Origin of the sequence: Thauera phenylacetica B4P, assembly GCF_000310225.1 — a bacterium.
Classification (GTDB): Bacteria; Pseudomonadota; Gammaproteobacteria; order Burkholderiales; family Rhodocyclaceae; genus Thauera; species Thauera phenylacetica.
In genome coordinates this window covers 1-11,888 of record NZ_AMXF01000126.1, presented here as the reverse complement: position 1 = coordinate 11,888, position 11,888 = coordinate 1, and the positions used below count along the sequence as shown (strand labels likewise).

Here is an 11,888-nt window from a genome sequence, read left to right as displayed (position 1 = left end):
GGGGGGGCGAGCCAGTCCAGCCAGGCCTGCATGCGCTCGGGCAGCGCCGCCGGCGTATCGGCAACGCAGCCGCCGGCGCGCCGCGGGCTCACCGAACGCCCCTCGCGTCGCGCCGCGAGCGCCGCCCCGAGGGAGGACGAATCCCCGCAGGCACCCGCGCAGGCGCGCTCATCGGCTTCAGCCCGCGAGCGCCGCTGCGGCGAGGTCGGCGATGCGGCCGAGGTAGAGCGTGCCCATGCCGGCGTAGAAGCGCTCGGCCTCGGCGCTGCCGAGTGCGAGCAGGCCGATGCAGTGGCCGCCGCTGCGCAGCGGCATCAGCGCGAGCGAGCGGATGTGCGGCGCAGCCTCGCCGAACCAGCTCGTCATCTCGATGCTCTCGGGCGCCCCGCACCAGGGGTGGCGCAGGTTCTCGACCTGGCGGCGCGCCGCCTCGCCGACGCCGAAGGCCTCGGTGCGCACCACCCCGTCGCTCTCGGTCTCGCCCCACAGCAAGAGGCTGACGTGCGGCACGGCGAAGTCGTCGCGCAGGTTGTCGACCAGCCCCTGGCGCACCGCGGCGGCCGAACCCGCCTGCAGCAGCGCGACCGACAGGCGGTGCACCTTGGTGCTGATGTCGTCGTTCTCCTCGCCGAAGCGGATCAGCTCGGCGAGCTTGAGCTCGAGCGCGCGGATCTTGTCGCGCAGCGCATGCAGCTGGCGCTCGGCGAGCGAGATCGCCTGGCCGCCATGCTGCGGGTGCGGCACGGTGAGCTCGCTGAAGAGCTCGTGATGCTGATTGAGGAAATCGGGGTGTTCGCGCAGGTAGCGCGCGACGTCTTCGGCGTTCATCGATGCTGCTCCAGGCGGGGCGCCCAGCGCCCCGCGTCGATCGTTCGTGGATGGCCGCCGCGTCCGCTGCGGTCGGCCACAGGCGGTCCGGCGCGATGCCGCAACGGCGCATCGCATCCGGTCCGGCAAAGTCCAGGCTCAGGCGAGCACCATCTCGCCCTCGAAAACCGTCACCGCCGGCCCGGTCATGCGCACCGGCGTGCCCGGGCCGGCCCAGGCGATCTCCAGCTCGCCGCCGCGGGTATGCACCCGCACCGGCGTCTCCAGCAGGCCGCGCAGGATGCCCGCGACCACCGCCGCGCAGGCACCGGTGCCGCAGGCCAGGGTCTCGCCGGCGCCGCGCTCGAACACGCGCAGGCGCACCTCGTGCGCATCCACCACCTGCAGGAAGCCGGCATTGACCCGCGCCGGGAAGCGCGCGTGGCGCTCGATCGCCGCGCCCTGCTCGGCCACCGGCGCGGCATCGACGTCGGCGACCACCTGCACCGCGTGCGGGTTGCCCATCGACACCGCGGTGATCGCCACCGTGTCGTCGCCCACCTGCAGCGGCTGCACGACCGCGTCCGAATCGGACACGAAGGGCACTTTCACCGGCGCAAGCTCGGGCACGCCCATGTCCACCGTGACCAGGCCGTCCGCGCGCAGCCGCGGCGCGATGATCCCGGACCGGGTCTCGACGCGGATCTCGGCCTTGTCGGTGAGCCCCCTTTCATGCACGAAGCGCACGAAGCAGCGCGCGCCGTTGCCGCACTGCTCGACCTCGCCGCCGTCGGCGTTGAAGATGCGGTAGCGGAAATCGACATCCGGGCGGGACGCAGGCTCGACCACCAGCAGCTGGTCGCAGCCGACGCCGAAGTGGCGGTCGGCGATCGCCTTGACCCGCGCCGGACTCAGGTCGACCGGCGCGCGCGTGGCGTCGATGACGACGAAGTCGTTGCCCAGGCCGTGCATCTTGGTGAAGCGCAGTTTCATCTTGCTGTCCCAGTGTTTCAGTAGATCCGCGGCTCGCCCTCGGGCCGGGTCTTGAAGCGGCGGTGCACCCAGTAGTACTGCTCGGGCATGGTGCGCACGACGCCCTCGAGCCAGGCGTTCATGCGCCGGGTGTCGGCCTCGACGTCGTCCGAAGGATAGTCCGCCCAGGGCGCGCCGAGATCGAGCACATAGCCCTCTCCACCGGGCTTCATGCGCACCACACAGGGGACGACTGTCGCACCCGCGAGCCGCGCCAGGCGCGGCAGGCCAGTGATGGTGGCCGCCTGCACGCCGAAGAAGGGCACGAAGATGGATTCCTTGCGGCCGTAGTCGAGGTCGGGCAGGTAATAGAGCGGACGACCGGATTTCATCGCCTTCACCGTCGCGCGCACGCCGTCGTGGCGCGAAAGCAGCAGCTGGTCGTTGAAGCGGCTGCGGCCATGATGCAGCCAGCGGTCGATCACCTTGTCCTTCTGCGGCGAGTACACGCTGACGAAATCGCCTTCGAGCGACAGCCGCGTGCCCGCCATGTCGAGCCCGACGAAGTGCGGCACCAGCAGCAGCACCGGGCGCCCTGCCGCCTTGAGCGCCTGCAGGTGTTCGAGGCCGTCGATGCGCACCGTGGCGCGCAGGCGCTCGGCGCTCGCCCACCACGCCAGGCCGCGCTCGAGCATGCTGCGCCCGGTCACCGCGAAGTGGCGCTTGGCCAGCGCGCAGCGTTCGGCCTCGGAGAGTTCGGGAAAGCACAGGCGCAGATTGATCAGCACGACCTTGCGCCGCGGCACGATCACCCAGTACAGCAGGCGGCCGAAGCCGCTGCCGATCGGAGCCAGGATCGACAAGGGCAGAAAGTGCAGCAGCCAGATCAGCGCGACGATGATGCGGCTCATGCGCGGCGCTCCGCAGCGGCGCCGTCGGCATCGGCCGCGGCGCGGACCGGGGAGGTCGCCGGGCTGCCCCCTGCCGCCACGCCATCGGCACGCACCGCCGCATCACCCGGCGTGTCCTCCGGGGCCTCCGGGGCCGCGTCATTGCGCCCGCGCCGCGGCCCCTTGTAGCGGTTGTAGCCCCACAGGTACTGCTGCGGGCACTGCAGGATCATGCGCTCGACCTCGCGGTTGATGACCGCGACGTCGGTGTCGAGGTCGCCGGTGAGCGGCTCGGTGGGCGCCTGCAGGCGGAACACGTAGCCCTCGCCGCGCGGCAGACGCTCGGCCCAGGTGTAGATCACGCGCACGCCCTTCACCGCCGCCAGGCGCGCGGCCAGCGTCATGGTCCACGCCGGCTTGCCGAAGAAGGGCGCCCACACGCCCTCGCCCGCGCCCGGCACCTGGTCGGGCAGCATGCCCACCGCCTCGTGGCTGCGCAGGGTCTTGACCAGCTTGCGCACCCCGGACAGGTCGGCCGGCGCGGTGCGCATCTGCCCGCGCGCACGCCCCGCCTCCATCAGCGGCTGCAGCACCTCCTTGCGCGGCGGGCGATAGAGCACGGTGATCGGAATCTGCGCCGCGATGCACTGCGCGGTGATCTCGAAGCAGCCCAGGTGCGGGGTGATGAAGAGGATGCCCGCGCCCTCGGCGCGCGCCGCCTCGACCAGCTCCCAGCCCTCGGTGCGCACCGCGCTCGCCACCACCTCCGCCGCCGGCCGCCCCCAGATGAAGGGCAGCTCGAGCGCCTGGCGGCCGGCCTCGACGATGGCCGCGCGCAGCACCGCCTCGTCCTCGCGACCGAGCGCGTTGAAGAGGTTCTCGCGCAGGCGGCGGGCGTAGGACGGCGAGGTCTTGTAGGTCAGCCAGCCCGCCCAGCCACCGAGGCGATGCAGCCAGGACAGGGGCAGGCGGGAGAGCAGGCGGAATAGGCTTTGCGACAGCACCAGGGAGAGATCCGATGTGGATGCCGGAACCGGCTTCAGTGCCGAATGCTTACACAGCCGGGCGTCCCGGTCTATAATCGCGGCTCCACCGCCGAGTTAACTCGACAACTTGCAGGGCGGTGGGACGGCCGCGGCGCCGTCCGAAACAAGTACTGCTAAAGCGTCGGCTGCTCGACGAAATCCCCGGAGCTGGCCGCAGACGCAAGGCCATCGCAACGGGGATTTTTGTTTTCCAGGGAGCAGTACAAATGGCTGAATTCCTCTTCACCTCCGAATCGGTCTCCGAAGGCCATCCCGACAAGGTCGCCGACCAGGTCTCCGATGGCGTGCTCGACGCCATCCTCGCTGAAGACCCCAAGGCGCGCGTCGCCTGCGAGACCCTGGTGTCCACCGGCCTGGTGGTGATCTCGGGCGAGATCACCACCACCGCCCACCCCAACTACCGCGAGATCGCGCAGGACGTGATCCGCCGCATCGGCTACGACAACTCCGACATCGGCTTCGACTACAAGAGCTGCGCGGTGCTGGCGGCGATCAACCGCCAGTCGCCCGACATCGCCCAGGGCGTGGACAACGCCAACGACGACCCGCTCGACCAGGGCGCCGGCGACCAGGGCCTGATGTTCGGCTACGCCACCAACGAGACCGACAGCCTGATGCCGCTGCCGATCCACTACGCCCACCGCGTCATGCAGCGCCAGGCCGAGGTGCGCAAGGACGGCCGCCTGCCCTGGCTGCGCCCGGACGCCAAGAGCCAGCTCACGGTCAAGTACGTCGACGGCAAGCCGGTGGCGATCGACACCGTGGTGGTGTCCACCCAGCACGACCCGGACGTGACGCAGGAGCAGATCCGCGAGGCGGTGATCGAGCTGATCATCAAGCCGGTGCTGCCGCCCGAGCTGATGCAGGGTGAGGTGCGCTACCTGGTGAACCCCACCGGCCGCTTCGTGGTCGGCGGGCCGCACGGCGACTGCGGCCTCACCGGGCGCAAGATCATCGTCGACACCTACGGCGGCGCGGCCCACCACGGCGGCGGCGCGTTCTCGGGCAAGGACCCGTCCAAGGTGGACCGCTCGGCCGCCTACGCGGGCCGCTACGTCGCCAAGAACGTGGTCGCCGCGGGCCTCGCCGACAAGTGCGAGGTGCAGGTGGCCTACGCGATCGGCGTGGCGCGCCCGGTGTCGCTGATGGTCAACACCTTCGGCACCGGCCGCATCGCCGACGCGAAGATCGTCGAGCTCATCGGCCGCCACTTCGACCTGCGCCCGAAGGCGATCATCCAGACGCTCGACCTGCTGCGCCCGATCTACTCCCGCACCGCAGCCTACGGCCACTTCGGCCGCGACGAGCCGGGCTTCACCTGGGAGCAGACCGACAAGGCCGCCGCGCTGCGCGCCGACGCCGGGCTGTAAGCGGGGGACTCCATGCTCCAGCAAGTCCTCATGTTCCTCGCCGGCCTGGCGGTGCTGGTCGTCGGCGCCGACGTGCTGGTGCGCGGCGCCTCGCGGCTGGCCGTGTCCTTCGGCGTGTCGCCGCTGGTGGTGGGCCTCACGGTGGTCGCCTTCGGCACCAGCGCGCCCGAGATGGCGGTGTCGGTGGGCTCGGCGCTGGCCGGCAGCCCCGACCTCGCGATCGGCAACGTCGTCGGCAGCAACATCGCCAACGTGCTGCTGATCCTCGGCATCTCGGCGCTGATCACGCCGCTGCTGGTCGACGAGCAGATCATCCGCCAGGAGATCCCGATCATGATCGGGGCCTCGGCCCTGCTCGTGGTGATGGCGCTCGACGGCAACATCGGCCTGCTGGAGTCGATCGCGCTGTTCGGCCTGGTGATCGCGTACACGGTCTTCCTGGTCGTGCAGTCGCGGCGCGCCTCGAAGCACGTGCAGGACGAGTTCGAGACCGAGATCCCCACCTCCACCTGGGACCGCCACTGGGCGGTGCAGGTCGGCCTGATCGTGGGCGGCCTGGCGATGCTGGTGGTCGGCGCCGACTGGCTAGTGGATTCGGCGGTCGCCTTCGCGCGCGCCTTCGGCGTCAGCGACCTGGTGATCGGCCTCACGGTGGTCGCGGTCGGCACCTCGATGCCCGAGATCGCCACCTCGATCGTCGCCGCCATGCGCGGCCAGCGCGACATCGCGGTGGGCAACGTGGTGGGCAGCAACGTGTTCAACATCCTCGCCGTGCTCGGCGCCGCCGGCATCGCCTCGGGCGTCGGCCTGCCGGTGTCGGAGGCGGCGCGCAACTTCGACCTGTGGGTGATGCTGGCGGTGGCCTTCGCCTGCCTGCCGATCATGATCACCGGGCGCGAGATCGCGCGCTGGGAAGGGGTCGTGTTCCTCGCCTATTACGCCGCCTACACCGCCTGGCTGGTGCTGCAGGCGCAGCAGCACGCCAGCCTGCCGGCGTTCTCGGGGATCATGCTCGGCTACGTGATGCCGATCACCGTGATCACCATTGTCGTCAGCATCGTGCGCAGCAACGGCCGGCGCGCATAGGCGCGATCCGGCGACGAGCCGCGCCCACCCGGGCGCGGCTTTGCTATACTTCGAACGTTTTCCGAGGAGCGCTGCGAGGCGCCCGCCGGCCCTGCCGGCCGCGGCCCCCAGGCTCGGACCCCGCCCTCCGGCGGGTTGCAGCACAACGGCGCTCACCTGCGAATCATCTTCAACCCTGCCGGGTTCGGGATGTCGGGTGAGCCCCCAGCAGCGCCGCGCGCTGCCCTCCCCCACGTTCTGCCCGGCCATAGCATGGAGCTTCCCATGAACGCTGTGGCTGACACTCACTTCACCGACTACGTCGTCGCCGATCTCGCGCTCGCCGCCTGGGGCCGCAAGGAAATCCGCATCGCCGAGACCGAGATGCCCGGCCTGATGGCGATCCGCGAGGAATACGCCGCCAGCCAGCCCCTGAAAGGCGCGCGCATCACCGGCTCGCTGCACATGACCATCCAGACCGCGGTGCTGATCGAGACGCTGACCGCGCTCGGCGCCCAGGTGCGCTGGGCCTCGTGCAACATCTTCTCGACCCAGGACCACGCCGCCGCGGCAATCGCCGCCGACGGCATCCCGGTGTTCGCGGTCAAGGGTGAGTCGCTGACCGACTACTGGGACTATACCCACCGCATCTTCGAGTGGTCGGACGGTGGTTACAGCAACATGATCCTCGACGACGGCGGCGACGCCACGCTGCTGCTGCACCTGGGCGCGCGCGCGGAGCAGGACCTCTCGGTGCTGGCCAAGCCGGGCTCGGAAGAGGAGACCATCCTCTTCGCCGCGATCAAGGCCAAGCTCGCGCAGGACCCGACCTGGTACTCGACCCGCCTCGCGCAGGTCAAGGGCGTGACCGAGGAGACCACCACCGGCGTGCACCGCCTGTACCAGATGCACGCGCGCGGCGAGCTCAAGTTCCCGGCGATCAACGTCAACGATTCGGTGACCAAGTCGAAGTTCGACAACCTCTACGGCTGCCGCGAATCGCTGGTCGACGGCATCAAGCGCGCCACCGACGTGATGGTGGCCGGCAAGGTCGCGGTGGTGGCCGGCTACGGCGACGTGGGCAAGGGCTCGGCCCAGGCCCTGCGCGCACTGTCGGCCCAGGTGTGGGTGACCGAGGTCGATCCGATCTGCGCGCTGCAGGCAGCCATGGAAGGCTACCGCGTGGTGACCATGGAGTACGCCGCCGACAAGGCCGACATCTTCGTCACCGCCACCGGCAACTACCACGTGATCACCCACGACCACATGGCGAAGATGAAGGACCAGGCCATCGTGTGCAACATCGGCCACTTCGACAACGAGATCGACGTCGCCGGCATCGAAGGCTACGAGTGGGAGGAGATCAAGCCGCAGGTCGATCACGTGATCTTCCCGGACGGCAAGCGCATCATCCTGCTCGCCAAGGGCCGCCTGGTGAACCTCGGCTGCGCCACCGGCCACCCGAGCTACGTGATGTCGAGCTCCTTCGCCAACCAGACCATCGCGCAGATCGAGCTGTTCACCCGCACGGCCGACTACCCGGTGGGCGTGTATACCCTGCCCAAGCACCTCGACGAAAAGGTCGCCCGCCTGCAGCTGAAGAAGCTCAACGTGCAGCTCACCGAGCTCACCGACGCGCAGGCCGCCTACATCGGCGTGCCCAAGCAAGGCCCGTACAAGACCGACTCGTACCGCTACTGATCGCGGAAGCGGCACAACCCCCGGCAGGAGCGCCTCCCGGCGCGCCCGCCGGGGGCTCTTCACGCCTGACTCCTTACGTCTGACGCCTCACCCCTCACACCTCACGCCTCACCCCTCACGCCATGTCAATGAACTCCTTCCACGCCCGCCAGGGCAAGCCGCGGCCGGCTGCGCAGGGCAAGGGCCCGGCGGACCGCCACGGCCTGCTGCGCGTGGACCAGCTGCTGGTGGCGCAGGGGCTGGCGGCCTCGCGCACTGCGGCGCGGGGGCTGATCGAGGCCGGGCGGGTGAGCCACGAGGGCCAGCCGGTCGCCAAGCCGGCGCTCGAATTGCCGCCCGACGCGTGCCTGGCGGTGACACCCGCCGACAGCGACCGCTTCGTCTCGCGCGGCGCGCTCAAGCTCGAAGGCGCGCTCGCGCGCAGCGGGCTGGACGTGCGCGTCGCGATCTGCCTCGACATCGGCCAGTCCACCGGCGGCTTCACCGACTGCCTGCTGCAGGCCGGCGCGGCCCGGGTGGTCGGGGTGGAGGTCGGCCACGACCAGCTCCATCCGCGCCTGCGCGCCGACGGCCGCTGCGTCACCTTCGAAGGCCTCAACGCCCGCCAGCTCGGCGCCGCCGACCTCGGCGAGCACGCCCCGCCGCAGGGCTTCGACCTGCTGGTGTGCGACGCCAGCTTCATCTCGCTCGCCCTGCTGCTGCCGCAGTGGGCCGCGCTGCTCGCGCCCGCCGGCCACGTGCTGGCGCTGGTCAAGCCGCAGTTCGAAGTCGGCCCGCAAGGCCTGGGCAAGGGCGGCATCGTGCGCGACCCGGCGCGCTACGCCGAGGTCGAGGCCCGCCTGCGCATCGCCGCGGACGCCGCCGGACTGGTCATCCTCGACTGGTTCGACTCGCCGATCACCGGCGGCGACGGCAACCGTGAATTCTTCTTCCACGCCATCCGCAGGCCGGGCGGCGACACCCACCCAAGCGAATCATGAAACCCGAAATCTCCATCGAGTTCTTCCCGCCCACCACCGCCGAGGGCGCCGACAAGCTGCACGCCACCCGGGAGAAGCTCGCCGCACTGAAGCCGGCCTTCTTCTCGGTGACCTACGGCGCCGGCGGCTCCACCCGAGAGCGCACCTTCAGCACCGTGAAGGAGATCGCCGCCGCCGGCCACGAGGCCGCGCCGCACCTGTCCTGCGTGGGCTCGTCGCGCGACAGCATCCGCGAGATCCTGCAGGAATACGCCGACGCAGGCATCCGCCGCATCGTCGCGCTGCGCGGCGACCTGCCCTCGGGCGCGGGCGCGGCGGGCGAGTTCCGCTACGCCAACGAGCTCGTCGAGTTCATCCGCGCCGAGACCGGCGGGCGCTTCCACATCGAGGTCGCCGCCTACCCCGAGTGGCACCCCCAGGCACGCAGCCCCAGGGACGACCTCGCCGCCTTCAAGCGCAAGGTCGACGCCGGCGCCGACTCGGCGATCACCCAGTACTTCTACAACCTCGACGCCTACCTCCACTTCGTCGATGCGGTGCGCAAGATGGGCGTCGACGTGCCGATCGTGCCCGGCATCATGCCGATCGGCAGCTTCAGCAAGCTGGCGCGCTTCTCGGACGCCTGCGGCGCCGAGATCCCGCGCTGGATGCGCAAGACCTTCGAGAGCTACGGCGACGACAGCGACGCCATCCGCGCCTTCGGCCTCGACGTGGTCACCGACCTGTGCGAGAAGCTGCTCGCCGCGGGCGCGCCCGGCCTGCATTTCTATAGCATGAACATGGCGGGCCCGACCACCGAGATCTGCAGGCGGCTGGGGCTGACGACCTGATCCGGGCAACCCGGCGCGGCTTTTCGCGGCGGCTGTGACTTTTGTAGCTCAAGCCGGGGGCGCGCGGGCCGTAGATTCGGTCTACCGATCAGCCACTCTCGGCCGCCCGCTGCATGCCGGCGGCACGGACCCGCCACCATGCGCTTCACAACCCCCTCTTCCGGCCCTGCCCGCGGCATCGGCCGGGCTCGGCGCATCGACCCTTCCCGCCCCCCGGCCCTGCGCACGCCGAGCCGGCTGCTGCTGAGCTGCGCGCTGCTTTTGGCGCCGGCCGCGCAGGCAGAAGAGCTCGCCGACCTCAGCCTCGAGCAGTTGATGGCCGTGCCGGTGGTCGGCGCCTCCAAATACGAGCAGACGCAGGACCGCGTCGCCGCCGCCGTCACCGTGATCACCCGCGACGAGATCCGCAGCTTCGGCTGGCGCACGCTCGACGAGGCGCTCGCCACCCTGCCCGGCGTCCACACCACCTACGACCGCCAGTATTCCTATGTGGGCGTGCGCGGCTTCGGCCTCGCCGGCGACTACATGACCCGCGTGCTGGTCACCATCGACGGCGTGCGCGTCAACGAGCCCATGTACGACGGCGCCCCCTTCGGCCGCATGCTGCCGCTCGACATGGATCTGGTCGAGCGCATCGAATTCATCCCCGGCCCGGGCGGCGCGGTGTATGGCCAGAACGCCATGTTCGGCGTGGTCAACGTGATCACGCGCAAGGGCGCGGCGCTCGACGGCGGCGAGTTCTCGGCCTCGTGGCAGTGGCCGCAGGCCACGCGCAAGGCGCGCGTGAGCTGGGGCAAGCGCCTCGACGACGAGCTCGAGCTGATGCTGTCCGCGGCGACCCTGCGCAGCGACGGCGACGACCTGTGGATGGACTTCGGCACCGGCGAACGCGGCCTCGTGCGCGGCCAGGACGGCGAGCGCGACCAGGAGTTCAACCTCAGCGCGCGCCGCGGGCCGTGGTCCTTCGGGCTCGCCCACGGCGACCGCCGCAAGGACGACCCCACCGGCGTGTTCGGCACCGACACCTTCGCCTCGGGCACCTTCCAGGGCGACCGCTACACCGTCGCCCACCTCGGCTACGGCGCCGCACTCTCCGACACCCTGTCGCTGTCGGCGCGCGCCTTCGTCGGCGACTACCGCTACGAGAGCACCCTGATGTACGACGGCGAGGCCTACGACTACCCGGCCTCCACGACCTGGCACGGCGTCGAGTTGCAGCTCGTGTCGACCGCACTCGCAGATCACACCCTGCTGGTGGGCGCGGAATACCAGCACAACCAGCGCATCGACCAGAACATCGTCTACCCCGGCATCGGCCCCATCCTGCGCGACCGCCGCAGCGGCTACCGCGCCGGCGTCTTCGTGCAGGACGAATGGCGCCTCGGCGAGCACTTCGCCAGCACGCTCGGCCTGCGCGCCGACCACAACGACATCACCGGCACCAAGCTCAGCCCGCGCGTCGGCCTGATCTGGAACGCCAGCGCACGCAACACGCTCAAGCTGCTCTACGGCCGCGCCCACCGCGCGCCCAATGCCTACCAGCTCTACTACGACGAGGCCTACCTCGCCGACGACGGTACGCTCGAGGCCTACCAGCGCGCCAACCCGAGCCTCGGTGGCGAGGTCGTCGACACCACCGAGCTGGTCCTCGACCACCGCGCGTCGGCCGAGCTGCACCTGCGCGCCTCGCTGTACCGCTGGAAGATCGGCGACCTGATCAACCTGGTCGCCGACGCGGACGGGGTCGGCCAGTACCAGGCCGTCGGCAGCGTGGAGAGCCGCGGCCTGGAGCTCTCCGCCGACCGCACCTGGCGCAACGGCGCCCGCCTGCGCGGCAACGTCTCCTTCCAGCACGCCACCGATGACGCCGGCGACCGTGTCGAGAACTCGCCGCGCGTGCTCGCCCGGGTGAACTTCTCCACCCCGCTGCCGACGCTGCCGCTGCGGCTGGGCGTGGAGCTGGCCTACGACGGCAAGCGCCGCAGCCCCGCGGACAACGCGGTCGACGCGTTCTGGCTGTCGAACCTGCACCTGGTGGCCGACCGCTGGATCCCTGGCGCCGAGGTGTCGCTGAGCGTGCTGAACCTGTTCGACCAGGCCTACGCGCACCCGAGCGCCGGCGCGCCGATCCACACCATGGACCGCCTCGACCAGGACGGCCGCAGCCTGCGGCTGAAGTTCGACTACCGGTTCTGATCCAGCATGTCCCGCCCACCCACCCACCGCC

Annotated in this window: 10 protein-coding genes; 6 read left to right on the top strand and 4 right to left on the bottom strand. The window is 70.6% G+C overall.

The genetic code is table 11. The annotated features are described in order from the left end of the window. Window positions 1-177 precede the first annotated feature (177 nt). From C667_RS14800 to C667_RS14785, 4 genes are all read right to left on the bottom strand, one after another. Window positions 178-828, bottom strand: coding sequence for a DUF484 family protein (locus C667_RS14800; RefSeq protein ID WP_004367418.1), 651 nt, complete (start codon window positions 826-828; stop codon window positions 178-180). Between the two features lie 138 nt (window positions 829-966). Further along, complete coding sequence (dapF, locus tag C667_RS14795; RefSeq protein ID WP_004367416.1) at window positions 967-1,800, bottom strand: diaminopimelate epimerase; 834 nt, start codon at window positions 1,798-1,800, stop codon at window positions 967-969. 17 nt (window positions 1,801-1,817) lie between these two features. Continuing rightward, window positions 1,818-2,690: a lysophospholipid acyltransferase family protein gene (locus tag C667_RS14790; protein WP_004367414.1), complete on the bottom strand. Its 873-nt coding sequence runs from the start codon at window positions 2,688-2,690 to the stop codon at window positions 1,818-1,820. Then, window positions 2,687-3,673 carry a lysophospholipid acyltransferase family protein gene (locus C667_RS14785; RefSeq protein ID WP_004367412.1) on the bottom strand — a complete coding sequence of 329 codons (987 nt, stop codon included), beginning with the start codon at window positions 3,671-3,673 and terminating at the stop codon, window positions 2,687-2,689. The genes C667_RS14790 and C667_RS14785 overlap by 4 nt, the downstream gene beginning before the upstream one ends. Before the next feature lie 248 nt (window positions 3,674-3,921). Here C667_RS14785 and metK point away from each other — a divergent pair, with 248 nt between their 5' ends. From metK to C667_RS14755, 6 genes are all read left to right on the top strand, one after another. Next, on the top strand, window positions 3,922-5,085 hold the full coding sequence (gene metK / locus C667_RS14780) for a methionine adenosyltransferase (RefSeq protein WP_004367410.1): 1,164 nt from the start codon (window positions 3,922-3,924) through the stop codon (window positions 5,083-5,085). Window positions 5,086-5,097: 12 nt separating this feature from the next. Further along, window positions 5,098-6,171, top strand: a complete 1,074-nt coding sequence (locus tag C667_RS14775; protein ID WP_039921705.1) for a calcium/sodium antiporter — start codon at window positions 5,098-5,100, stop codon at window positions 6,169-6,171. A 264-nt stretch (window positions 6,172-6,435) separates the two neighbouring features. Continuing rightward, the gene (gene ahcY, locus C667_RS14770) at window positions 6,436-7,851 is read left to right on the top strand and encodes an adenosylhomocysteinase (protein ID WP_004367406.1); all 1,416 of its coding nucleotides are present in this window, start codon (window positions 6,436-6,438) and stop codon (window positions 7,849-7,851) included. A 122-nt stretch (window positions 7,852-7,973) separates the two neighbouring features. After that, window positions 7,974-8,831 (top strand): TlyA family RNA methyltransferase, encoded by an 858-nt coding sequence (locus tag C667_RS14765; RefSeq protein WP_039921704.1) that lies wholly within the window; start codon window positions 7,974-7,976, stop codon window positions 8,829-8,831. Then, a complete protein-coding gene (metF, locus tag C667_RS14760) occupies window positions 8,828-9,661 on the top strand; it encodes a methylenetetrahydrofolate reductase [NAD(P)H] (RefSeq protein ID WP_004367401.1) in 834 nt (277 codons plus the stop codon). Before C667_RS14765 ends, metF begins: the two co-directional genes overlap by 4 nt. Before the next feature lie 138 nt (window positions 9,662-9,799). Further along, the gene (locus C667_RS14755) at window positions 9,800-11,857 is read left to right on the top strand and encodes a TonB-dependent receptor plug domain-containing protein (RefSeq protein ID WP_004367399.1); all 2,058 of its coding nucleotides are present in this window, start codon (window positions 9,800-9,802) and stop codon (window positions 11,855-11,857) included. Window positions 11,858-11,888: the final 31 nt, after the last annotated feature.

What these genes read in the sequence shown, in the direction of transcription:
- C667_RS14800 (WP_004367418.1), bottom strand. Translation starts at nt 828, where the DNA reads ATGAACGCCGAAGACGTCGCGCGCTACCTGCGCGAACACCCCGATTTC.
- dapF (WP_004367416.1), bottom strand. Translation starts at nt 1,800, where the DNA reads ATGAAACTGCGCTTCACCAAGATGCACGGCCTGGGCAACGACTTCGTC.
- C667_RS14790 (WP_004367414.1), bottom strand. Translation starts at nt 2,690, where the DNA reads ATGAGCCGCATCATCGTCGCGCTGATCTGGCTGCTGCACTTTCTGCCC.
- metK (WP_004367410.1), top strand. Translation starts at nt 3,922, where the DNA reads ATGGCTGAATTCCTCTTCACCTCCGAATCGGTCTCCGAAGGCCATCCC.
- C667_RS14775 (WP_039921705.1), top strand. Translation starts at nt 5,098, where the DNA reads ATGCTCCAGCAAGTCCTCATGTTCCTCGCCGGCCTGGCGGTGCTGGTC.
- ahcY (WP_004367406.1), top strand. Translation starts at nt 6,436, where the DNA reads ATGAACGCTGTGGCTGACACTCACTTCACCGACTACGTCGTCGCCGAT.
- C667_RS14765 (WP_039921704.1), top strand. Translation starts at nt 7,974, where the DNA reads ATGTCAATGAACTCCTTCCACGCCCGCCAGGGCAAGCCGCGGCCGGCT.
- metF (WP_004367401.1), top strand. Translation starts at nt 8,828, where the DNA reads ATGAAACCCGAAATCTCCATCGAGTTCTTCCCGCCCACCACCGCCGAG.
- C667_RS14755 (WP_004367399.1), top strand. Translation starts at nt 9,800, where the DNA reads ATGCGCTTCACAACCCCCTCTTCCGGCCCTGCCCGCGGCATCGGCCGG.